The following is a 22,267-nucleotide window of genomic DNA, read 5'->3' as shown; positions in this document are numbered from 1 at the left end:
CCATGGCTGAGGCCAAGAAGACCGAGGGTTCGGCCCTCAAGGTCCACCACCTGCGTCCGGCCCCCGGTGCCAAGACCCCCAAGACCCGCGTCGGTCGTGGTGAGGGCTCCAAGGGCAAGACCGCTGGTCGCGGTACCAAGGGTACGAAGGCTCGCTACCAGGTCCCGGAGCGCTTCGAGGGTGGCTCGATGCCGCTGCACATGCGCCTTCCCAAGCTCCGTGGCTTCAAGAACCCGTTCCGCACCGAGTACCAGGTCGTGAACCTGGACCGCCTGCAGACCCTCTTCCCGGAGGGTGGCCAGGTCTCGGTCGCCGACCTCGTGGCCAAGGGCGCCGTCCGCGACGGCTTCCCGGTCAAGGTGCTCGGCACGGGTGAGATCTCCGTCAAGGTGCAGGTCGAGGCGCACAAGTTCTCGGCTTCCGCCAAGGAGAAGATCGAGGCCGCCGGCGGCTCGGTCACGCCCCTCGCGGGCTGACCACCACCCGGTCGGACTCGATCCGGACCCACCCCACACCTCGTGTGAGCAACGCCCCGGGCAGTCGCACCGCGGGTCGACGTGACGTCGACCACCGCGGAGCGGTGCCCGGGGCGTTGCGCCTTTGCGTTAACCTTCCACGGATTGCATGACTCAGGCCGCGCCACCCGCGCGGCACCCTCAGGAGGACCCTGTGCTCGCCGCCTTCGTCCGCGCGTTCCGCACCCCGGACCTGCGCAAGAAGCTGCTCTTCACGCTCGGCATCATCGTGCTGTTCCGGCTCGGGTCCCACGTGCCCACACCCGGCATCAGCTACACCCTGGTGCAGCAGTGCCTCCAGGCCGGCAAGGCCGCCGGGGGCAGTGACCAGAGCGGGTTCCTCAACCTCGCCAACCTCTTCTCCGGTGGCGCGCTCCTGCAGCTGTCGGTGTTCGCGCTGGGGATCATGCCGTACATCACGGCGAGCATCATCATCCAGCTGCTCACGGTCGTCATCCCGCGCTTCGAGGCGCTCAAGGAGGAGGGCCAGTCGGGGCAGTCGAAGCTGACGCAGTACACGCGCTACCTGACGATCGGCCTCGCGATCCTCCAGTCGGCGACGCTCGTCACCTTCGCGCGCAACCCCTCCAGCCTCTTCGGCGGCCAGTGCGACACGATCATGGTCGACCAGTCGATGGTCACCATCGTCATCATGGTCCTGACGATGACGGCCGGCACCGGCCTCATCATGTGGTTCGGCGAGCTCGTCACCGACAAGGGCGTCGGCAACGGCATGTCCCTGATGATCTTCACGTCCATCGCGGCCGGCTTCCCGGGCTCGCTCTGGGCCATCAAGGAGAACAAGGGCTGGGGCACGTTCCTGCTCATCATCATCCTCGGCATGTTCGTCATCGCCGCGGTCGTCTTCGTCGAGCAGTCCCAGCGCCGCATCCCGGTGCAGTACGCCAAGCGCATGGTCGGACGCCGCATGTACGGCGGCACGTCCACCTACATCCCGCTCAAGGTCAACATGGCCGGCGTCATCCCCGTCATCTTCGCCAGCTCGCTGCTGGCACTGCCCGGACTCGTCGCGCAGTTCAACAACCGTGCCGACGGCAACAACGCGGCGTGGGTGACGTGGGTCCAGACCAACCTCGTCAAGGGTGACCACCCGATCTACATGGCGGTCTACGTCGCCCTCATCCTCTTCTTCACGTTCTTCTACGTGTCCATCACGTTCAACCCGACCGAGGTCGCGGAGAACATGAAGAAGTACGGCGGCTTCATCCCGGGTATCCGGGCCGGGCGACCCACGGCCGAGTACCTCAACTACGTCCTGACCCGAATCACCGTGCCGGGTGCCATCTACCTCGCGCTCGTCTCGCTCATCCCGCTCGTGGCACTCGTGCTCGTCGGTGCGAACCAGAACTTCCCGTTCGGTGGCACCTCGATCCTCATCGTCGTCGGCGTGGGACTCGAGACGGTCAAGCAGATCGAGGCGCAGCTCCAGCAGCGTCACTACGAAGGGTTCCTCCGCTGATGCCAGCCCCCACGCGACTGATCATCCTCGGCCCGCCCGGCGCCGGGAAGGGCACCCAGGCCGCTCGCATCGCCGAGCGCCTGTCGATCCCGGCGATCTCCACCGGCGACATCTTCCGCTCGAACATCAAGAACGAGACCGAGCTCGGGCTCAAGGTCAAGGACATCCTCGCGTCGGGGGGCTACGTGCCCGACGAGGTCACCAACGAGATCGTCGAGGACCGCCTGTCCTGGGACGACGCTGTGAACGGCTTCCTGCTCGACGGCTACCCCCGCACGTCGGGCCAGGTCGACGCGCTCGACGCGATGCTCGCCAAGCACGACCACGCGCTCGACGCCGTCATCGAGCTCGTCGTCGACGAGGACGCCGTCGTCCAGCGACTCCTCAAGCGCGCCGAGATCGAGGGCCGCGCCGACGACACCGAAGAGGTCATCCGCGAGCGCCAGGCGATCTACCGCAAGGAGACCGCGCCGCTGGCCGCGCACTACCAGCTGGCGGGCCTGCTCGTTCAGGTCGACGGCATGGGTGAGGTCGACGAGGTCACCGACCGCGTCATCGCGGCCCTGCCCCAGCACTGAGGGCACCCGCCCCCTCCACCAGCACGAACCACCCCGAAGGACGACGAGCAGACCCGTGTTCGGACGCAACCGACTGACCGGCCGCACCGACGAGCAGCTGCGCCTCATGCGCGAGGCGGGGCTGCTCGTCGGGCGCACCCTGGAGATGCTCCGGAGCGAGGTGCGCGAGGGCGTCACGACCCTCCAGCTCGACGCCCTCGCCGAGGAGTTCATCCGCAGCCACGGCGGCATCCCGAACTTCCAGCTCGTCCCGGGCTATCGGCACACGCTGTGCACGAGCGTCAACGAGGAGGTCGTCCACGGCATCCCCGGCGACCGCGTCCTGCGGGCCGGTGACGTGCTGTCCGTCGACTGTGGGGCCGAGGTCAAGGGCTGGAACGGTGACGCCGCGTTCACCACCGTCGTCGGTGGCGCCGAGGCCGCGCGCCCCGAGGACCAGCACCTCATCGACGCCACCGAGGCGAGCCTGTACGCCGGCATCGCCGCGATGCGCGTCGGCGGGCGGCTCTATGCCGTCGGCGACGCCGTCGAGGCGAGCATCGAGGCGGCCGCCGAGCGCGACGGCCACACCTACGGCGTCATCGACGAGTACGTCGGCCACGGCATCGGGCCGCAGATGCACATGGACCCCCAGATCCCGAACTACGCGGTGCGGGAGAGCGGCCCGAAGCTCGTCGACGGATTCACCGGGGCGATCGAGCCGATGGTGACCCTGGGCACGAGCGACACCCGCGTCCTGTCCGACGACTGGACCGTCGTCACCACCGACGCCTCCCGCGCGGCCCACTGGGAGCACTCGGTCGCCGTGCGCCAGGACGGGCTGTGGATCCTCACGGCCGTCGACGGCGGCGAGGAGGCGCTCGAGCGCCTCGGCGCGCCGTACGCGCCGCTCGACTGACCCGAAGCCACCGACCCACGAGCCCACGGATGCCCGGCACCGCGTAGCGTGCCGCCGTGACCCTTCCCCGCAGCACCCCCTCCGCCCAGGACGTCGACGCCTCGGGCCTGCTCGCGTTCGTCGACGCCGTCGAGTCCGGCCGCCTCGGCCTGCACAGCCTGATGGTCGCCCGGCACGGGCACGTCGTCGCCGAGGGCTGGTGGCGTCCGTACTCGGCCGACCGCGTCCACCTCGGCTACTCCCTGTCCAAGACGCTGACGGCCACGGCCGTCGGCTTCCTCGTGCAGGAGGGGCGGCTGTCCCTCGAGGACCGGGTGCTGTCCCACTTCCCCGAGTACGACCCGGCCACGGTGCCGGCCGGCTGGCACGACGTGCGGGTCAAGCACTGCCTCTCGATGACGGTCGGGCACGAGGAGGACGCCTGGGCCCACGTCTTCGACCGGATGAGCGGCGTGGCGGCGGCGGAGCACGACGACTGGGTGCCCCGCGTCCTCGCGACCGAGCCCACGCGCGAGCCGGGCACCCACTTCGCGTACAACCAGGTGGCCACCTACCTGCTGTCGGTCATCGTCGGCCGTGTCACCGGCGTCGGCCTGGCCGAGGCCCTGCGGCCCCGGCTGCTGTCCCCGCTCGGGCTGCCCGACGTGCCGTGGCACCGGGACCCGCTCGGCCGCGAGCTCGGCTTCACCGGGGCGCACCTGACGACCGAGGGCATCGCGTCCGTCGCCCAGCTCTACCTCGACCGCGGTCGCTGGCAGGGCAGGCAACTGCTGTCGGAGGGATGGGTCGACGAGGCGAGTCGCGGTTTCGGGCCGCTGCCCGAGGACCCCGGCATGGAGCCGGACTCCTCCCGCGGGTACGGCTACTCGTTCTGGATGCAGCGGCACGGCTTCCGCGGCGACGGCGCCTTCGGCCAGTTCCTCGTCGTGCTGCCCGAGCACGACACCGTCGTGGCCATCACCGCCGAGCAGGACCGCACGCAGCCGACGCTCGACGCCCTGTGGGAGCACGTCGTGCCGGCGATCGGGCACCCGGGCTCGCGGGCTGCCGACGCGGCCCTGGCCGATCGGCTTGCGGCACTTGAGATCCCGGCCATGGCCGGGGAGGCGCTCGGGCCCGACTACGCCGAGTTCCTGCGGTCCGACGCCTCCGACCTCGCGGCCGAGTACACGGCGGTCTCGGTGACCAGGGCCGAGGGCGGGCACACCCTCGGTTTGCTGCGTCGTGACACGTGGCTCACGGTGCCGGTCGCCTCGGGCGGCTGGCGCGAGTCCGAGCTCGTCGGCGGGCGAGCGACCCTGCCCGTCGTCGCGAGCGGCGGCTGGGTCGACGAGGACACCTTCCGGGCCGAGGTCATCGCGATCGAGACCCCGCACCGCTTCCGCGTCGAGGCCCGGCTGCGCGGTGGCGACGCCGACCTGACGTGGCGGATGGTGCCGCTGACCGGCCGCGACCCGCTCTGGCTGGCCACCCGCTGGGCCTGAGCGCGTACCCGGACCCTGGGCCTGGCGACGGCCCGACGCCGACCTTCCCGGGAAAACACGGGGTGCGTTGTCGGTGGGGAGGCGCAGAATCGGGTGGGTACGACGACGCGTCGAAAGGGGACGGACATGGCCGGGGACGAGCAGGCAGCCGAGCGCACGGCGGGACGGGGGGATGCGTCGGTCGACGTCGGCGCCGACGTCCGACCCGATGCGTCGGGGGCCGCGGCCGCCGGGGCGGCCCCGGGCGCTGCGGCGCGTGCCGTCCCGGTCGACGGGGTCCCCGAAGGGCACAACCCGTGGCCGGCCCTGTGGGCCATGGTCATCGGGTTCTTCATGATCCTCGTCGACTCGACGATCGTCTCGGTCGCGACGCCGGCGATCATGCGTGGCCTCGACTCGGACGTCAACGGCGTCATCTGGGTCACGAGCGCCTACCTGCTCGCCTACGCCACGCCGCTGCTCATCACCGGGCGGCTCGGCGACCGGTACGGGCCGAAGAACCTCTACCTCGTCGGGCTGGCCGTCTTCACGGCCGCGTCGCTCTGGTGCGGCCTGACCACCACGATCACCATGCTCGTCGTGGCCCGCGTCGTCCAGGGCCTCGGCGCCGCGATGCTGACGCCGCAGACGATGGCCGTCATCACCCGCACGTTCCCGGCCACCTCACGCGGTCAGGCCATGGCGCTGTGGGGCGCCACGGCCGGCGTGGCCATCCTCGTGGGCCCCATCGTGGGCGGGCTGCTCGTCGACGGCCCCGGCTGGGAGTGGATCTTCTTCATCAACGTCCCGGTGGGCATCATCGGCTTCGTCCTCTGCAGCCGGCTGGTGCCGCACCTGCAGACCCACAGCCACACCTTCGACTGGCTCGGCGTCGCGCTCTCGGCCGTCGGCATGTTCCTGCTCGTCTTCGGCGTGCAGGAGGGCGAGACCTACGACTGGGGCGCCATCAGCGGCTTCGTCTCGGTGCCGTTGCTCATCGGCGCGGGCCTCGTGGTGCTCGCCCTGTTCGTCGTCTGGCAGGCCCGCAACCGCCGCGAGCCGTTGCTGCCGCTCGGGCTGTTCAGCGACCGCAACTTCTCGCTGGCCAACATCGCCATCACCACCATCGGCTTCTCCATCACGGCGATGGGCTTCCCGTTCATGCTCTACGCCCAGGTGGTCCGGGGCCTGACGCCGACGCAGTCGGCCCTGCTGCTCGTGCCGATGGCCGTCATCAGCGGTGGCCTCGCGCCGGTGGCCGGTCGGATGGCCGACCGGGTGCACCCGCGGGGCATCACCGCGGTCGGCATCGCACTGACGTCGGCCTCCCTCGTGTGGGTCGCGCTCATCATGAAGCCGGAGACGCAGACCTGGCAGCTGCTCCCGCCGATGGCCCTCATGGGCCTCGGCAACGCCTTCATGTGGGGGCCGCTCGGGGCGACCGCCACCCGCAACCTGCCGCTGCGTGCGGCCGGCGCCGGCTCCGGCGTCTACAACACGACGCGCCAGGTGGGTGCGGTGCTCGGGAGCGCGGCCATCGCCGCGCTCATCGAGGCCCGTCTCGCCGCCAACCTGCCCGGCATGACCGCCGGCGCCGGTGGGATGCAGCAGGCCTTCGGTCGCACGCTGCCGCCACAGGTGCGTGAGGGCTTCTCGAGCGCCATGAGCGAGGCGATGCTCCTGCCCGGGCTCGTCCTCCTCGTCGGTGTCGTCGCCGTCCTCTTCTTCGAGCGCCCGCAGACCCACCCCGCCTGAGCGGCGGCGCCCCGCGAGTCGCCGCTTCGGTGACGTCCCAGGACGAGTCAGCGTCCGAGGCGTCCCGCGCGGCCGCCGAGGTGGACGACGAGCCGCTCCGCGACGACCCGGGCGTTGGTCTGGAGGACGTCCAGCGGTACGCGCGGGAGGTTCTCCTCCCAGTCGATGAGGGGAGAGCCCCGGAACTGGAGCATCCGGGCGGGGCGGCCGAGGAAGAACAGGTGCAGGTGGGCGCCGCCGTCGCCGTACTTGGCCAGCTGGACCCGTCCCACGCTCGGCACGTGCTCGACCCCGTCGGAGACCGCGACGACGAGCTGGCCCATCTCGGCCGCGAGGTCGCCGGGCAGTGACGGCAGGTCGTGGTGCTCGAGGGGAGTGAGCACGAGCATGACGGGCAGGCCGGTGTCGGCGGTGAGGGTGAGGCGCCACCGGTCGTTGTTCCAGACGAGCCGCGAGTCGGCGTCGGGGATGGCCTCCGGTGCCGTGGCGCCGGGTTGGGCGCACCAGCAGTCGGCCGCCTGCTCGCCGCGTCGGAGCGGTTCCTCGTCGACGGGCGGCTGGACCGGCTTGAGGCGAAGGCTCTCGACCTCGTAGGGGTAGATGTCCCAGCCGGGCATCTCCTCGACGGCGACCTGCAGCCGGCCGTCCGGACCGGCGGCTGCGGCGATCCGTGCGTAGTAGTCCTCGACGCTCTCGGCCGCCTCGGGTGGCGCGGTGACCGCGTCCGTGACGTCGGGCGGGGTCCTGGCGTCGGTGCGCTCGCTCATCCCGTCAGTATGCCGTCGCCCCGACGCGGGCGCCGGGGCGCGACCGGGCGGGCCGGCCGCGCCCCGGCGTCGGGTTCGCGGAAAGGGTGGGGCGACCTGGGTGTCAGCTCGGCTGGGGTGTCGTGCAGCCGATCCGGGGGTCGATGCCCACGTAGTTGAGCGGGCCGGCGACGATCGTCACGGCTGCGCTTGCGACGCGGCTGCAGTTCGGCGCCGAGGAGCCGAAGTAGCCGCGCTGGAACGCGGCGATGACGCCGACGAGGAGCCAGACGAGAACGACGATGGAGGTGATGCGGGTCCCTGAACGCCTGCGGACTGCCATGGTGACCTTTCGTGGAGGGCTCCGCCGGACGGCGAAGCGGTCGGGACGGCGGGTGCCGGGCCGTGCGGTGACCGGGCCGTCCGGACGAGCGGGGGCGGCCGCGGTCCCCGCAGGACCGGCGACGTGGTCGACGCCCCCGCGTGGACCACCACGGGGACGCGTACCCGATCTGCCCGTGATGCCCTCACGGGGTCCGGCGGGTCGGTCCGGAACGCCCCGCCGGTGCGATCCCCGCGGCACCATGGAGGCGTGGGACCCCTCACCGACTACCTGGCCGACCTGCCCGAACCCGAGCAGCAGGCACTGCGCCACGTCGCCGACCTCGCACGGCGCCTCGCCCCGGACGCCGAGGAGGGCACGAGCTACGGCATGCCGGCCCTGCGTCTCGGCGGCCGGCCGCTCGTCGGGTTCACCGCGGCGAAGGGCCACCTGTCGCTCTTCCCCTTCAGCCCGGCCGTCGTCGACGCCGTCCGGGGCGACCTCGAGGGTTTCTCGCTGTCGAAGGGGACGATCCGCTTCGGCGTCGACCGGCCGCTGCCGGACGCCGTGGTCGAGCGGGTCGTCGCCCTGCGCCGGGCCGAGCTGGACGTCTGAGCCCGCCGCGGGCCGAGGGGCCGGCGTCGGTCCGGACGTCTCAGAGCAGGTCCGCGTCGAGGGTCGCCCGGGCCTGCGACACCCACCATGCGAGGTCGTCGCGCTCGCGCTCGCGCTTGTCGGGGTCCGGGTGCAGGGCCGCGTCGAGCGCCTTGTTCCAGCCGAGCCAGACGAGGCCGGCGAGCAGCGCGAGGCGCATCGCCGGCTCGTCGTGGGCCGGGCCGAGGGCATCCGCGTACTCGGCGAGGACCTCCTCCCGGCTGGCGTCGACCACCTGGGAGCATCCGGCGACGAACCGGGCGACATCGACCGCTCCCGGCCCGCGCACCGCCATCGCCCAGTCGATGAGGACCAGCCGGTCGCCCTCGAACGCCATGTTCACGGTCGCGAGGTCGCCGTGCAGCAGCGTCGACGGCCGGCGCAGCAGGGCCTGGGCGAGGGGCCGCGGATCGTCCAGGAGCCCAGCCACGGCGTCTGCGACGTCGTCGGGGACCTGCTCGCCGAACAGCTCCCAGCCACGCAGGGTCGCGGCGCCCAGGGGGTTCCCGTCGTCGACGTGGGCTCGCATCCGCGTCGGGGCGAACAGGGCGAGGTGGTCGGTGAGCGGGGTGAGTCCCTCGACGGGGCGGCCGAGGAAGGCGAGGTGGAGGTCGGCGACGCGGCGGACCATCCAGCGGACCCGGGGACGGTCGAGCCGGTGGTCCCACGTCAGCACCTCGTCGCCGAGGTCACGCATGACGACGACGGTCGTGTCGTCCTCCACCCAGGCCCCGACGACCGGGTGGCCGACGCTCGAGGGCAGCCGGTCGAGCAGTCCGGTCGACCACGCGACGTACTCGGACCCGACCTGCTCGCCCCGGCTGGCCATCAGCACGTCGTCGCGCGGCGAGAACCGCTTGACGACGAGCCGGCGCCCGTCGGCGAGGACCACCCGTTCCAGCGCAGCCCCCGACTTGCCGGCGTGCTCCGCGAGCGTCGTCCGCGACCGGGCGTGCTCCACCTGCTCCCGCAGCGGCGTCGGACCGTCGGACGCCGTACCGTCGGACACTGGCAACGCCCACCTCCGACACCCTCGCTCGAACCCGCCCCGGCGGGGTCGGCCGGCTACTCCGCCGGCCCGTCCAGGGACGTTCCTGCGATCCAGTCTGCGTGCTCCGGGGGGGAGCCCGGCGACGATTTCAGGAACGGCGGGATCTGGCGTAGTCTTGTGCGTTGGGTGTCGTGTGCCGCGACACCCGTTGTTCGCCTGCGCCGCGTGCGTGGGCACCACGGCACATTCGAGGTCGGGCCACACCGCGGTCCGGCCACCGACAGATTGATGGAGGACATGGCCAAGAAGGACGGTGTCATCGAGATCGAGGGCACGATCGTCGAGGCTCTCCCGAACGCGATGTTCCGGGTCGAGCTCACCAACGGTCACAAGGTGCTCGCCCACATCTCGGGCAAGATGCGTCAGCACTACATCCGGATCCTCCCCGAGGACCGGGTCGTCGTCGAGCTCTCGCCCTATGACCTGACCCGCGGTCGGATCGTCTTCCGCTACCGCTGATCGCCTGGGCCGGAGCGCGCGCACCCACGGGTGCGGGTCGTCCCGGCACGAGCGTGAGGCACCACTCCCGATTCCCCAACCAGCACCTGCGCGTCACGGGCCGACCACGGCCCGCGAGGAGCAGGCGCGCGATCTGAAGACAGCAGGCAGATGAAGGTTCAGCCGAGCGTCAAGAAGATCTGCGACAAGTGCAAGGTGATCCGCCGCAACGGGCGGGTCATGGTGATCTGCGAGAACCTGCGCCACAAGCAGCGCCAGGGCTGAGCAGACCCACCACCTTCGCCGTCGACAGTCTTCGACAGCACGCAACACATGCATGACAGCAGCACCCGGCCCCTGATGACCGACCGTCGAGTCGGCGCAGGATGTCACCCCCGGCACGGAGGCCGGGGACCGGCGGTCGTCCTTCTGCGAGGCGACCGGGCACCGGACCGGTGACTGCTCCAGACCTCCGAGTACACAGAAATCAGGAGAACACCCAACATGGCTCGTCTTGTTGGCGTCGACCTTCCGCGCGAGAAGCGCGTCGAGGTCGCTCTGACCTACATCTTCGGTGTGGGTCGCACCCGTTCCAAGGAGGCGCTGGTTGCCACCGGCGTCGACCCCAACACCCGCGTCAAGGACCTCGGTGAGGCCGAGCTCGTGGCGCTTCGTGACTTCCTCGAGGGCAACTTCCGCCTCGAGGGCGACCTTCGCCGTGAGGTCCAGGCCGACATCCGTCGCAAGGTCGAGATCGGCTCCTACGAGGGTCTTCGTCACCGTCGCGGTCTGCCGGTGCGCGGTCAGCGCACCAAGACCAACGCGCGCACCCGCAAGGGCCCGAAGCGCACCGTGGCCGGCAAGAAGAAGGCCAAGTGACGCTGACCGCCCAGCGGTCGCGTCCCACCGACACACTCTGACGTAGGAGAAACATGCCTCCCAAGGCTCGTACGACGAAGGTTCGTCGTAAGGAAAAGAAGAACGTCGCCCACGGGCACGCTCACATCAAGAGCACGTTCAACAACACCATCATCTCGATCACGGACCCCACCGGCGCCGTGATCGCGTGGGCCTCCGCCGGCCAGGTCGGCTTCAAGGGCTCGCGCAAGTCCACCCCGTTCGCTGCCCAGATGGCGGCCGAGGCTGCGGCCCGGCGTGCGATGGAGCACGGCATGCGCAAGGTCGACGTCTTCGTCAAGGGCCCGGGCTCGGGCCGCGAGACGGCGATCCGCTCGCTGACCGCCACCGGCCTCGAGGTCGGCGCGATCAGCGATGTCACGCCCACGCCGCACAACGGTGTCCGTCCGCCCAAGCGCCGTCGCGTTTGATCCGGCCTGAGCGAAGGAAGTAGAGAACCATGGCTCGTTACACCGGCCCGATCACCAAGAAGTCGCGTCGTCTCAAGATGGACCTCGTCGGCGGCGACAAGAACTTCGAGCTCCGCCCGTTCCCGCCCGGCCAGCACGGCCGTCGCCGGATCCAGGAGAAGGAGTACCTCACCCAGCTGCAGGAGAAGCAGCGCGCTCGCTTCACCTACGGCGTCATGGAGAAGCAGTTCGTCCGGTACTACAAGGAGGCGGCCCGCCGCCCCGGCAAGACCGGTGAGAACCTGCTCCAGATCCTCGAGTCCCGTCTCGACAACGTGGTCTACCGCGCGGGCCTGGCCCGCACGCGTCGCCACGCGCGTCAGCTCGTGACCCACGGTCACTTCGAGGTCAACGGCGTGCGCGTCGACGTCCCGAGCTACCGCGTCGAGCAGTACGACATCATCACGGTCCGCAAGCAGTCCGTCGAGAGCTTCCCGTTCGAGCTGGCTCGCCAGACGTTCGGCGAGCGTCCCGTCCCGGCCTGGATGCAGGTCGTCGACGGCTCGCTGCAGATCCTCATCCACCAGCTCCCGGTGCGTGCGCAGATCGACTCGCAGCTCACCGAGCAGCTGATCGTCGAGCTCTACTCGAAGAACTGACGCTTCCCGGTGCGTGCCGCGGGGTCCGCCCACCGGCACGCACCGGACGCGTCCGCGGGGCCAGGTCGCAGACAGAGTCGACCAGGCCCGCCCGGCTCGCGACCGGGCAGTTTCACGAGGCGTCATATGGCGGGCGCCCGTGGGAAGGAACTGAACAGTGCTCATCGCACAGCGTCCCGTGCTCTCCGAAGAGGTCGTGGTCGAGAACCGCAGCCGCTTCACCATCGAGCCGCTCGAGCCGGGCTTCGGCTACACGCTCGGCAACTCCCTGCGTCGCACCCTGCTCTCGAGCATCCCGGGTGCCGCGGTGACCTCCATCCGCATCGACGGCGTGCTCCACGAGTTCACGACGGTGCCGGGGGTCAAGGAGGACGTCACCGAGATGATCCTCAACATCAAGGGCCTCGTCGTCTCCTCGGAGCACGACGAGCCGGTCGTCATGTACCTGCGCAAGCAGGGACCGGGCGTCGTCACCGCCGCCGACATCACGCCTCCGGCGGGTGTCGAGGTGCACAACCCCGACCTGCAGATCGCGACGCTGAACGACAAGGGCAAGCTCGAGATGGAGCTGACGGTCGAGCGTGGCCGTGGCTACGTGTCGGCGCAGCAGAACAAGTCCGGTGACCAGGAGATCGGCCGCATCCCGGTCGACTCGATCTACAGCCCGGTGCTCGCCGTGACCTACAAGGTCGAGGCGACCCGTGTCGAGCAGCGCACCGACTTCGACAAGCTCATCGTCGACGTCGAGACGAAGAACTCGATGACCCCGCGCGACGCCATGGCCTCGGCCGGCAAGACGCTGGTCGAGCTCTTCGGCCTGGCCCGCGAGCTCAACGTCGAGGCCGAGGGCATCGACATGGGCCCGTCGCCGACCGACGCCGCGCTGGCCGCCGACCTGGCGCTGCCGATCGAGGACCTCGACCTCACGGTGCGTTCCTACAACTGCCTCAAGCGCGAGGGCATCCACACCGTGGGTGAGCTCGTGGGCCGCAGCGAGGCCGACCTGCTCGACATCCGCAACTTCGGTGCGAAGTCGATCGACGAGGTCAAGGCCAAGCTCGCCGGTATGGGCCTCGCGCTCAAGGACAGCCCGCCCGGGTTCGACCCGTCGGCCCTCGTCGAGGGCTACGGCGACGACTACGACGACGACGACCAGTCGTTCGTCGAGGACGAGCGTCTCTGAACCACCCTGCCTGACCAACGCCTCTGACCATTTCTGACCGGGTCACCACGCGCGAGAGCGCAGCCCGGGCAGTCCTCCTAGGAGATACGAAATGCCCACGCCCACCAAGGGTCCCCGCGTCGGTGGCGGCCCCGCCCACGAGCGGCTGATCCTGGCCAACCTCGCGACGTCGCTCTTCGAGCACGACCGCATCACGACGACCGAGGCCAAGGCCAAGCGCCTGCGCCCGCTCGCCGAGCGCCTCATCACGTTCGCCAAGCGTGGCGACCTGCACGCGCGTCGTCGGGTCCTCACCGTCGTGCGTGACAAGGGTGTCGTCCACCGCCTCTTCGCCGAGATCGCCCCCGACATGGCGGCTCGCGAGGGTGGCTACACCCGCATCACGAAGATCGCCCCGCGCAAGGGTGACAACGCCCCCATGGTCGTCATCGAGCTCGTCCGCGAGCCGCTGTCGGCCAAGAAGGCGACGGTCAAGGAGGCCGAGGCCGCCACGAAGCGCGCTGCCAAGCAGAGCGAGTCGAAGAAGGCCGCCGCCGACACCAAGGCCGCCGAGGACGCCGAGGCTGCTGAGACGCCGGCCGTCGAGGTGCCGAAGGGCGCCGTCGCGGCGAACGAGGACGGATCGGCCCCTGAGGGCTACACCGTCAAGGGCAACGCCGACTCCGGCAAGTACCACGAGCCGGACGGCCAGTGGTACGACCAGACGATCGCCGAGTTCTGGTTCAAGTCGGCCGAGGACGCCGAGGCCGCCGGCTTCACGAAGGCCGGTTCCGGCTCCTGAGCCACGGCTTCACGCCGCACACCATCGAAAGAGCAGTTCGTCCCATCGGACGAACTGCTCTTTCGATTTTCTGGGAAGGCCGGGCGCTGTCTCGATGGCGGGCAGCAGCCGTCGGTCACCAGTGGTGGGCGACGTCGACGACGAGGCGCCGCCCGCCGTCGGCGTCGGTGAGCACGAACGCTCGCATCGGCAGGCGGGCCCGCACCCCGAGGCCGTAGTCGGTGTAGCCCTCGAAGCTGCCGACGTTCTTCAGCTGCCGGAAGGTGCGCCAGCCGGTGAAGGTCCGCGTGCTCGTGCCGAGGGTCGAGGGCGCGTCGACGGTGACCTGCAGGCGGGCGCCGCCGGGGACGGGCACGGGCAGGCCGCTGCCCGGCCCGGTGACCGCGTTGACGTAGCGGACGTTGTAGCCCACGCGACCCCGGCCGGGGGCGAGGTCGAGCACGAGCCGGTCGAAGCAGGCGTGCTGCCCGGCCCGGGCGCCGGTGACGCGTCCGGACCACAGCGCTGCGGGGCTGGTCGCCTTGGCGAGCGAGCCCCAGGTGATGCCGCAGTAGGGCGCGGCGGAGGCGTCGGTTGACGCGGTGGCGGCGCCGGCGGTGGTCGCCAGGACGGCGGCCGCGGCGGCGACGGCGAGGCGACGGCGTGGTGTCGCGAACATGTGAGCCCCCTTGGTGCTGAGGAGCCGGGCCCCGTGCCCGGCCCCACCTGTAGACGGCTGACCCGGGCCGAGGGTTGACGCGGGGCGCGCCGAGGCGGCAGGTGGCGCCACGACGTGGCCGGATAGGTTGTGCGGCATGACGGGCGACGTGACGCCGGACGAGCCGGGGGTGGCGGAGGCGACGGGGACCGTGCGGATCCGGCTCGACCTCGCCTACGACGGCACCGACTTCTCGGGGTGGGCCCTGCAGCCGGACCGGCGCACCGTCGAGGGTGTCCTCGGGGAGGGACTCACCACCGTCCTTCGCCCCGCCGACCCGCTGCGGCTCACCGTCGCGGGCCGCACGGACGCCGGGGTGCACGCCCGTGGGCAGGTCGCCCACGTCGACGTCGACCCGGCGGGGTGGGCAGCCCTGCCCGGACGCTCCGACCGCGCGCCCGGCGAGGCGCTCGTGACGCGTCTGGCGGGGGTGCTGCCCCCCGATGTCGTCGTACGTCGCGCCGCGCCGGCGGCTCCCGGCTTCGACGCCCGCTTCGCCGCGCTCGAGCGTCGGTACGTCTACCGCCTGGCCGACCCGGGCGCCGTCCGTGACCCGCTCCGACGTTTCGACACCGTCGCGTGGCGCAAGCCGCTCGACGTCGAGGCGATGGACGCTGCGTCGCGCGGCCTCGTCGGCCTGCGCGACTTCGCCGCGTTCTGCAAGCAGCGCGAGGGAGCCACCACGGTGCGCACCCTCCTCGAGTTCTCGTGGCGGCGCCTCGAGGACGGTGTGCTCGCCGCCACGGTCCGGGCCGATGCCTTCTGCCACTCCATGGTCCGCTCCCTGGTCGGGGCCGTCGTGCCTGTCGGCGAGGGCCGGCACCCGGTCGAGTGGCCGGCCGGCCTCGTCGCGCGCGGGGGGCGGGCCAGCGAGGTGCACGTCATGCCGCCGCACGGACTGAGCCTCGAGCAGGTGCGCTACCCCGACGACGCGGGCCTCGCCGCCCGTGCACGGCAGGCGCGCGCCCGCCGTGAGACCCCCGGCGAGCACGACGGTCAGCCCCTCGACTAGCCGGCCGAACAGCCCCACGAACGGCGTGACGCGTCCGTCGCGGGCGGCGTCGAGGCGTCCCGCTCCCCGGCGCTGACAGGGCGTTCCCACGGGCCCTGTGGTTGGATCTTCGGCATGATCGCGCGCCCCTCCCGCCTCGCGTCGGCCCTTGCCGTGACGTGTGTGCTCGTCCTCGCCGGCTGCTCCAAGGACGCCGGCGGCACGGGCGGTGCGTCCGGTGGCGCCTCGGCCGGAGCCACGTCCACGGCGGGCACGACCTCGGCGGGCGGGGCGGGCACGACCCCGGCCGGCACCGGGACCGCGGCCGCAGGTGACGCCGTACCGGGCCGGTCCGCGAGCTTCACGGTCGTGCCGCCGGAGGGGTGGGCCGAGGCCACCGACCGCGCCAACGGCATCAAGGACATCGACCTCGTGCTGCTGTCCTCGAAGAAGGTCGGCAGCTTCGCCAACAACCTCGTCGTGCTGAGCAGCCCCGGCGACGACCAGACCCTGCGCGACGAGCTCGACAAGGGACGCACCCAGCTGCAGGCGGCCGGCCGCACCGTGTCCGCAGCCCCTGACCAGAAGGTGGCCGGCGCGACCGCCACCGGTTTCACCTCGGCCTTCGAGCAGCAGGGGATCAAGGTCGTCGCCCGGTCCTACGGACTCGTCCACCAGGGCCGGGTGTTCCTGCTCACCCTGTCGTCCTCGCAGGAGGACGCCGACCATGCCCTGACCGAGCTCGACGAGATCCTCTCGTCCTGGTCATGGTCCTGACGACCGCCGGACGACACCCGGACACGCTCGGACGACCCCTCGTGAACCGACTCGGACCCGCCCTGCCCACGCTCGCCCTCGTCCTCGGCCCCGTGCTGCTCGCCGGCTGCTCGCACGACCCGGCACCCGCACCGCCCAAGCCCACCGACATCGGCACGGTGATCCTGCCCACCTCGAAGGCGCCGACCACCGACAGCGCCGGTCACCTCATCGAGCCGCTGCCGACGAACCTGCCGCAGGCCGCGCTCACCGACGACCGCGTCCGGGGCAAGGACTACAGCTACCCGATCCCGGTCGGCTGGGCCTCCGGCCGGCGCGACCTCACCCCGCGGCCCGACACGCTCGTCCAGCCGCAGGACACCGACGTGCCCGGGTTCATCGCGGTCGAGCGGCCGTTCGACGTGGGCTCCTCGCAGCTGCCCGACGTCGTCGACAAGCTGCGGTCCGGCTTCGAGCAGAAGGGCTTCGCGCCCAAGGCAGCCCCCGAGCGGCAGGTGGCCGGCTACCAGGCGCAGGGCATCGTCGTCGACCAGTCCGAGGACGTGCGGCACGTCTACTACATCGTCGTGTACACGCAGCAGGCCTTCGCGATCCGCCTCACCTACGACCCCCACGACCCGACGGCGCTCGCGGCCTACGAGGCCGTCCTCGACGCGTGGTCCTGGGGCTGACCCCGCCCGAGCGGCCACTCGGGGATATCCGCGCGACGGCGGCCCGGCCGATGCGTCAGGCTTGACCCTCGTGGGTCACGTCGACGTCAACTCGGTCTCCTTCAGCCTGCCCGACGGCAGGCCGCTGCTCGGCGACGTCTCGCTGCGGGTGGGCGAGGGCGCCAAGGTCGCGCTCGTCGGTCCCAACGGCACCGGCAAGACGACGCTGACACGCATCATCGCCGGCGACCTCGCCGCGCACGACGGCGCTGTGACGCGCTCGGGCGGGCTCGGTGTCATGCGCCAGTTCGTCGGGTCGGTCCGCGACGACTCGACGGTGCGCGACCTGCTCGTGTCGGTGGCGCCCGAGCGGATCCGCGTCGCGGCGCAGGAGATCGACCGCACCGAGCTGCTCATGATGGAGCGCGACTCCGAGGACGACCAGATGGCCTACGCCCACGCCCTCGTCGAGTGGGGCGAGGCCGGCGGCTACGAGCAGGAGACGCTCTGGGACCAGTGCACGACCGCCGCGCTCGGCATCGCGTACGACACGGCCCAGTGGCGCGCGGTCAACACGCTGTCCGGCGGCGAGCAGAAGCGGCTCGTGCTCGAGGCGCTGCTGCGCGGCCCCGAGGAGGTGCTCCTGCTCGACGAGCCGGACAACTACCTCGACGTGCCCGGCAAGCGCTGGCTCGAGGACGCGCTGACGGCGTCGCCGAAGACCGTCCTGTTCATCAGCCACGACCGCGAGCTGCTCGACCGTGTCGCCACCCGTATCGCGACGCTCGAGCCGGGCGCCGCCGGGGCGACGCTCTGGGTGCACCCCGGCCGGTTCTCGACGTACGCGCAGGCGCGGGAGGACCGCAACGCGCGGCTCGAGGAGCTGCGCCGGCGCTGGGACGAGGAGCACGCCAAGCTCAAGGCGCTCGTGCTCATGTACAAGACGAAGGCCGCCTACAACGACGGTCTGGCCTCGCGCTACCAGGCGGCGCAGACGCGTCTGGCCAAGTTCGAGGAGGCCGGCCCGCCCGAGGCGACGCCGATGACCCAGCACGTGAAGATGCGCCTCACCGGTGGGCGCACCGCCAAGCGGGCGGTCGTCGCCGAGGGGCTCGAGCTGACCGGCCTGATGAAGCCGTTCGACCTCGAGGTCTGGTACGGCGAGCGGGTGGCCATCCTCGGCAGCAACGGCTCGGGCAAGTCGCACTTCCTGCGGCTGCTCGCCTCCGGCGGCACCGACCCCGAGCGCGAGCACCAGCCCGTCGGGGACATCCGCCCCGAGCCGGTCGCCCACGACGGTGTCGTGCGGCTCGGCTCGCGGGTGCGTCCGGGGTGGTTCGCCCAGACCCACCAGCACCCGACGCTCGTGGGCCGCACGCTGCTCGAGATCCTGCACCGCGGCGACGAGCACCGGGCCGGCAAGCCCCGGGAGGAGGCGGCCCGTGCGCTCGACCGGTACAACCTGGCCCGCAGCGGCGAGCAGCGGTTCGAGTCGCTGTCGGGGGGCCAGCAGGCGCGGTTCCAGATCCTGCTGCTCGAGCTGTCGGGGGCGACGCTGCTGCTGCTCGACGAGCCCACCGACAACCTCGACCTCCAGTCCGCCGAGGCCCTCGAGGAAGGGCTCGACCGGTTCGACGGGACCGTCGTCGCGGTGACGCACGACCGGTGGTTCGCCCGTGGGTTCGACCGCTACCTCGTGTTCGGCCAGGACGGCCGGGTGTACGAGTCCGACGAGCCCGTGTGGGACGAGGGGCGCGTCATCCGTCCTCGCTGACCCCGGCTGACCCCGGCTGACCCGGGCTGACGCCGGCTCACGTCAGCCGGCGGTGACGCGGCCGGGCCCCGGCGGTAGCGTCGGGGGATGGCCGACTCACCGCTGCTGACGCTCTTCGAGGTCCCCGTCGTCGGCGCGCCGATGGCAGGCGGCCCCTCGACGCCCGATCTCGCGTCGGCGGTCAGCGAGGCCGGCGGGCTCGGCTTCCTCGCCGGAGGCTACCTCGGCGTCGATCAGCTCGCCCGCCAGCTCGCCGACGTCTGGGACGCCACGAACCGGCCCTTCGGCGTCAACCTCTTCGTGCCGGAGTCGGCCAACGCCCATCCCACGCAGCAGGGCCTCGAGGGCGTGGAGCGGGCCGGCGCCGTGGCGGCCTACCGCGAGCGGCTGCTGGCGGACGCCGAGCGCCTCGGCGTCGACCTGCCCGTACCCGAGGCCGGCGACACCGACGACTGGGAGCGCAAGGTCGACCTCCTCGTGCGCGAGCGGGTGCCGGTCGTCTCGTTCACGTTCGGGCTGCCCGAGGCCGCGGTGCTCGGTGCCCTGCGCCGGTCGGGCTCGCTCACCGTCGCGACGGTCACCGACGCGGGGGAGGCGCGCAGCGCACTCGAGGCCGGTGTCGACGGTCTCGTCGTGCAGGGCCACGAGGGCGGCGGCCACCGGGGGACGCTCGACCCCCAGGCGGTGCCCGGCGAGGACGACCTCGTCGACGTCGTGTCCGAGGCGGCCCACCTCGCCGACGTGCCCGTGGTCGCGGCCGGGGGCATCGCCGACGCCGGCCAGGTTGCCGACCTCCTCGCGGCCGGTGCGGCAGCCGTGCAGGTGGGCACGGCGCTGCTGCTGACGCCGGAGGCGGGCACCGGGCTCGCCTACCGCCGGGCCCTCGCCGACCCCTCGTTCACGGCGACCCGGGTGACCCGGGCCTTCTCCGGGCGCCTGGCCCGCTCGCTCGAGACCGACTTCGTGCGCGAGCACTCGGACGCCGCGCCGGTGGCCTACCCGGAGGTGCACCACGTAACGGTGCCGCTGCGTCGGGCCTCGGCGGCGGCCGACCGCCCGGACCACCTCGCCCTCTGGGCCGGCACCGGGTGGCGCAGCGCCCGGTCGGTGCCCGCCGCGACCGTCGTCGCGAGCCTCCTCCCACGCTGACCTCCCGGGGCGGAACTACGGTGAGCGCATGGCATCTGCGCAAGGAAACCTGAGCTGGGTCCCGGCGGGGGAGCGGCCCGACTTGCTGGCGGCACCCGTGGCCGCCGCCCTGACGCTCGTCCCCGAGGCTCGGGTGGCACCCATCGACGCGGCGCTCGCCGACACCGCGGCGTTCTGTGCGGCCTACGACGTCGCGCCCGAGGCGTCGGCCAACTGCGTCGTCGTGGAGGCGCGGCGGGGTGAGGTCACGACGCTCGCCGCGGTCATGGTGCTCGCGACCGACCGTGCCGACATCAACCGGGTCGTGCGCAAGCACCTCGGGGCGCGCAAGATCTCCTTCGCCGACCAGGCGGTCGCCGAGTCGCTGACGGGGATGCAGCAGGGCGGGATCACGCCCGTCGGTCTCCCGGCGGACTGGCCGGTGCTCGTCGACGCGGGCGTTGTGGCGGCCGGATCAGTCGTCATCGGGGCCGGGGTGCGCGGGGCCAAGCTGCTCCTGGACGGAGCGAGCCTGGCGGGACTGCCGAACGCCGAGGTGGTGCAGCTGGCCGTGCCCGCCCCCGCGCCGGTCGTCGACCCCGCGGGCTGAGCACGGGGGACGGCGCGGGGGCGGCGTGGTGCGCAGAGCGCGCCCACGCTCCGACGAGCCGCGAGGGGGGCGGCTCAGCCGGCGGCGTCCCAGAGCAGGCGCGAACGCTCGGCGGCGGTGGTCCCGCCCCAGATGCCGAACGGTTCGGGCACCCGCATCGCATGGTCGAGGCACTGACGGGCGACGGGGCAGGAGGAGCACACGGCCTTGGCGGCGTCGGTGCGCTCCCGGCGGGCCACCTGCCCGAGGTCGGGGTCGTCGGCGAAGAACTGCTCGACGTCGGCCCCGCGGCACAGGCCCTGCTCCTGCCACTCGTAGGACTCGTGCACGGGTCGAGGAAGTCGCGTCACGGTCATGGGTCGGTCCTTCCGGCCTGGTGGCCGCTCGTGCGGCCCGGTGTTGGTGGTTCGGGGTCCAGGGCCGGCCGGTGCGTCGTCCTGCCAGCGGACTGGCACCCCGTGAGCACGATCGGACCCTGCACACCAAACTTATGCACAACTCATGCACTTGCACAAGATTGCTGCGCAAGTTTATGGTTAAGAGGTCGAACGGGCCGCGCGCCAGGACGACAGGAAGTCCCGCGCAGCGCGGCACCGGGCGGCACGACGGTTCGGTGAGGCAGGCATGAGTGATGACGTGACGGCACAGGACGGGACCGCCCAGGAGGGCGGCCCCGACGCCGACGTGCCCGGGCGACATGTGCCGGCGCTGAGCTGGTCGGTCGGTGCCGTCGCCGAACGACTCGGACTCTCCGCCTCGACCCTGCGCTCGTGGGAGCGTCGCTACGGCCTGGCCCCCACCCACCGCACGCACGGCAACCACCGCCGCTACGGCCCGGCCGACGTCCAGCGCGTCCAGCTCATGGCGCGCCTCACCTCGCAGGGCGTGCCCGCCCAAGTGGCCGCCGAGTCGGTCAGCGCCCTGACCGATGCCGCCGTGGCCGCGCGGCTCGCCTCGTCCGAGGCGTTCGAGGCCGCCTTCGGCCTCGACCGCGAGAGCGCGCGGTCGACCGGGCGTGACCGCGACACGGTCGACGACGTGCCTGAACCCTCGTTCGCCCCCGAGGCGATCGTCGAGGGGATCATCGGTGCGGCCCTCCATCTCGACTCCGGCACCCTCGTGGCCTTCTACCGCCAGGCCCTGCGCCAGCTCGAGTTCCGCGACGCGTGGACGTCGGTCTTCGCTCCCGCGCTGCGCCTCGTCGGGGAACGCTGGGGCGACGGCTCCCTCGGTGTCGAGGGGGAGCACCTGGCGAGCGAGCTGCTCCAGGGCGAGCTGCGCTCGGTCGTGCGCGCCAACCGCAAGCGGGTGTCCGGGGTGCCGGTCCTGCTGGGCAGCGCCGACGACGAGCACCACCACCTGCCGGTCATCGCCGTCGAGGCCGAGCTGGCACGCTGCGGGGCCCCCAGCGTCTTCCTCGGTGCGCGGGTGCCGGCCAGATCGATGGTCGATGCGCTCGTGCAGACCCGGGCCCGCGTCATGTTCCTCTGGGCCTCGCTGCCCCGCCCGGAGTCAGAGCCGTTCTGGCGGCTGGTCTCCGACTCGGGTCGGCCCGTGACGGTCGTGCTCGGTGGGCCGGGGTGGCCGGAGGAGCCGCCCGAGGTGGGTCCCGGCGTCGACGTGCGCCTCGTCGGCGACCTCGAGGGTGCCGTCGACCTGCTGCTCGAGGTGAACGAGCGGGGCCCCCGCGCCTGACGCGTGTCGCCACTCCGCAAGAAATGGGCGTTCGCTGCAAAAAGTTGCAGCCAACCCCTAGCGAGTCGGACGAATGGGACGCTACGTTGCCGGGTGGCCGGCGAGGGGACCCTCC

General features: G+C 72.0%; 26 protein-coding genes. 21 read left to right on the top strand and 5 right to left on the bottom strand.

Going from position 1 to position 22,267, the window contains the following annotated elements; all coding sequences use genetic code 11:
- The first annotated feature begins 2 nt into the window (after positions 1–2).
- The 6 genes from rplO to AC3A5R_RS04245 all read left to right on the top strand — a co-directional run bounded on the left by rplO (position 3) and on the right by AC3A5R_RS04245 (position 6,689).
- A complete protein-coding gene (rplO, locus tag AC3A5R_RS04270; protein ID WP_076264109.1) occupies positions 3–476 on the top strand; it encodes a 50S ribosomal protein L15 in 474 nt (157 codons plus the stop codon).
- A 193-nt stretch (positions 477–669) separates the two neighbouring features.
- Positions 670–1,995 (top strand): preprotein translocase subunit SecY, encoded by a 1,326-nt coding sequence (gene secY / locus AC3A5R_RS04265; protein WP_487619511.1) that lies wholly within the window; start codon positions 670–672, stop codon positions 1,993–1,995.
- On the top strand, positions 1,995–2,573 hold the full coding sequence (locus tag AC3A5R_RS04260; RefSeq protein WP_487619510.1) for an adenylate kinase: 579 nt from the start codon (positions 1,995–1,997) through the stop codon (positions 2,571–2,573). The genes secY and AC3A5R_RS04260 overlap by 1 nt, the downstream gene beginning before the upstream one ends.
- A gap of 55 nt (positions 2,574–2,628) precedes the next feature.
- Entirely contained in the window at positions 2,629–3,471 is an 843-nt protein-coding gene (gene map / locus AC3A5R_RS04255; protein WP_487619509.1) for a type I methionyl aminopeptidase, read from the top strand.
- Positions 3,472–3,527: 56 nt separating this feature from the next.
- Entirely contained in the window at positions 3,528–4,955 is a 1,428-nt protein-coding gene (locus AC3A5R_RS04250; protein WP_487619508.1) for a serine hydrolase domain-containing protein, read from the top strand.
- Positions 4,956–5,270: 315 nt separating this feature from the next.
- Complete coding sequence (locus AC3A5R_RS04245; protein ID WP_487620118.1) at positions 5,271–6,689, top strand: DHA2 family efflux MFS transporter permease subunit; 1,419 nt, start codon at positions 5,271–5,273, stop codon at positions 6,687–6,689.
- A gap of 47 nt (positions 6,690–6,736) precedes the next feature.
- Here AC3A5R_RS04245 and AC3A5R_RS04240 read toward each other — a convergent pair whose 3' ends face one another.
- Together AC3A5R_RS04240 and AC3A5R_RS04235 are read right to left on the bottom strand one after the other, a co-directional pair.
- Positions 6,737–7,456 carry a hypothetical protein gene (locus AC3A5R_RS04240; RefSeq protein WP_487619507.1) on the bottom strand — a complete coding sequence of 240 codons (720 nt, stop codon included), beginning with the start codon at positions 7,454–7,456 and terminating at the stop codon, positions 6,737–6,739.
- A gap of 103 nt (positions 7,457–7,559) precedes the next feature.
- Positions 7,560–7,778, bottom strand: a complete 219-nt coding sequence (locus AC3A5R_RS04235; protein ID WP_487619506.1) for a hypothetical protein — start codon at positions 7,776–7,778, stop codon at positions 7,560–7,562.
- A gap of 249 nt (positions 7,779–8,027) precedes the next feature.
- Between AC3A5R_RS04235 and AC3A5R_RS04230 the strand changes: the two genes are divergently transcribed.
- On the top strand, positions 8,028–8,372 hold the full coding sequence (locus AC3A5R_RS04230; protein ID WP_487619505.1) for an iron chaperone: 345 nt from the start codon (positions 8,028–8,030) through the stop codon (positions 8,370–8,372).
- 40 nt (positions 8,373–8,412) lie between these two features.
- Here AC3A5R_RS04230 and AC3A5R_RS04225 read toward each other — a convergent pair whose 3' ends face one another.
- The gene (locus AC3A5R_RS04225; protein ID WP_487619504.1) at positions 8,413–9,420 is read right to left on the bottom strand and encodes a phosphotransferase family protein; all 1,008 of its coding nucleotides are present in this window, start codon (positions 9,418–9,420) and stop codon (positions 8,413–8,415) included.
- A 279-nt stretch (positions 9,421–9,699) separates the two neighbouring features.
- Here AC3A5R_RS04225 and infA point away from each other — a divergent pair, with 279 nt between their 5' ends.
- From infA to rplQ, 7 genes are all read left to right on the top strand, one after another.
- Positions 9,700–9,921, top strand: coding sequence for a translation initiation factor IF-1 (infA, locus tag AC3A5R_RS04220; RefSeq protein WP_006946284.1), 222 nt, complete (start codon positions 9,700–9,702; stop codon positions 9,919–9,921).
- Positions 9,922–10,071: 150 nt separating this feature from the next.
- Entirely contained in the window at positions 10,072–10,185 is a 114-nt protein-coding gene (gene rpmJ, locus AC3A5R_RS04215; RefSeq protein ID WP_006592630.1) for a 50S ribosomal protein L36, read from the top strand.
- A 219-nt stretch (positions 10,186–10,404) separates the two neighbouring features.
- Positions 10,405–10,779 (top strand): 30S ribosomal protein S13, encoded by a 375-nt coding sequence (gene rpsM / locus AC3A5R_RS04210; RefSeq protein ID WP_076264117.1) that lies wholly within the window; start codon positions 10,405–10,407, stop codon positions 10,777–10,779.
- Between the two features lie 53 nt (positions 10,780–10,832).
- Positions 10,833–11,228 carry a 30S ribosomal protein S11 gene (gene rpsK, locus AC3A5R_RS04205; RefSeq protein ID WP_323096510.1) on the top strand — a complete coding sequence of 132 codons (396 nt, stop codon included), beginning with the start codon at positions 10,833–10,835 and terminating at the stop codon, positions 11,226–11,228.
- Positions 11,229–11,257: 29 nt separating this feature from the next.
- On the top strand, positions 11,258–11,866 hold the full coding sequence (rpsD, locus tag AC3A5R_RS04200) for a 30S ribosomal protein S4 (RefSeq protein ID WP_487619503.1): 609 nt from the start codon (positions 11,258–11,260) through the stop codon (positions 11,864–11,866).
- A gap of 157 nt (positions 11,867–12,023) precedes the next feature.
- Entirely contained in the window at positions 12,024–13,049 is a 1,026-nt protein-coding gene (locus AC3A5R_RS04195) for a DNA-directed RNA polymerase subunit alpha (protein WP_323096512.1), read from the top strand.
- Between the two features lie 91 nt (positions 13,050–13,140).
- Complete coding sequence (rplQ, locus tag AC3A5R_RS04190; protein ID WP_487619502.1) at positions 13,141–13,830, top strand: 50S ribosomal protein L17, sunset domain variant; 690 nt, start codon at positions 13,141–13,143, stop codon at positions 13,828–13,830.
- Positions 13,831–13,945: 115 nt separating this feature from the next.
- On the opposite strand, the gene AC3A5R_RS04185 is transcribed toward rplQ, so the two are convergent.
- Positions 13,946–14,488, bottom strand: coding sequence for an AMIN-like domain-containing (lipo)protein (locus AC3A5R_RS04185; protein WP_487619501.1), 543 nt, complete (start codon positions 14,486–14,488; stop codon positions 13,946–13,948).
- 136 nt (positions 14,489–14,624) lie between these two features.
- On the opposite strand from AC3A5R_RS04185, the gene truA reads away from it, so the two are divergent.
- The 6 genes from truA to AC3A5R_RS04155 all read left to right on the top strand — a co-directional run bounded on the left by truA (position 14,625) and on the right by AC3A5R_RS04155 (position 20,457).
- Positions 14,625–15,539, top strand: coding sequence for a tRNA pseudouridine(38-40) synthase TruA (gene truA, locus AC3A5R_RS04180; RefSeq protein ID WP_487619500.1), 915 nt, complete (start codon positions 14,625–14,627; stop codon positions 15,537–15,539).
- 114 nt (positions 15,540–15,653) lie between these two features.
- Positions 15,654–16,295, top strand: a complete 642-nt coding sequence (locus AC3A5R_RS04175; protein WP_487619499.1) for a hypothetical protein — start codon at positions 15,654–15,656, stop codon at positions 16,293–16,295.
- A 41-nt stretch (positions 16,296–16,336) separates the two neighbouring features.
- Positions 16,337–16,966, top strand: a complete 630-nt coding sequence (locus AC3A5R_RS04170) for a hypothetical protein (RefSeq protein WP_487619498.1) — start codon at positions 16,337–16,339, stop codon at positions 16,964–16,966.
- 70 nt (positions 16,967–17,036) lie between these two features.
- Entirely contained in the window at positions 17,037–18,719 is a 1,683-nt protein-coding gene (locus AC3A5R_RS04165; protein ID WP_487619497.1) for an ABC-F family ATP-binding cassette domain-containing protein, read from the top strand.
- 87 nt (positions 18,720–18,806) lie between these two features.
- The gene (locus tag AC3A5R_RS04160; protein WP_487619496.1) at positions 18,807–19,868 is read left to right on the top strand and encodes a nitronate monooxygenase; all 1,062 of its coding nucleotides are present in this window, start codon (positions 18,807–18,809) and stop codon (positions 19,866–19,868) included.
- 28 nt (positions 19,869–19,896) lie between these two features.
- The gene (locus tag AC3A5R_RS04155) at positions 19,897–20,457 is read left to right on the top strand and encodes a YbaK/EbsC family protein (RefSeq protein WP_487619495.1); all 561 of its coding nucleotides are present in this window, start codon (positions 19,897–19,899) and stop codon (positions 20,455–20,457) included.
- Positions 20,458–20,531: 74 nt separating this feature from the next.
- On the opposite strand, the gene AC3A5R_RS04150 is transcribed toward AC3A5R_RS04155, so the two are convergent.
- On the bottom strand, positions 20,532–20,813 hold the full coding sequence (locus AC3A5R_RS04150; RefSeq protein ID WP_323096521.1) for a WhiB family transcriptional regulator: 282 nt from the start codon (positions 20,811–20,813) through the stop codon (positions 20,532–20,534).
- A gap of 268 nt (positions 20,814–21,081) precedes the next feature.
- Between AC3A5R_RS04150 and AC3A5R_RS04145 the strand changes: the two genes are divergently transcribed.
- Positions 21,082–22,152 (top strand): MerR family transcriptional regulator, encoded by a 1,071-nt coding sequence (locus tag AC3A5R_RS04145; protein ID WP_487619494.1) that lies wholly within the window; start codon positions 21,082–21,084, stop codon positions 22,150–22,152.
- Positions 22,153–22,267: the final 115 nt, after the last annotated feature.

The sequence above is a fragment of the Intrasporangium sp. Soil_C_50 genome (assembly GCF_057656595.1).
The sequence above is the reverse complement of the archived record's forward strand: the minus strand, read 5'-3'. Positions and strand labels throughout refer to the sequence as shown.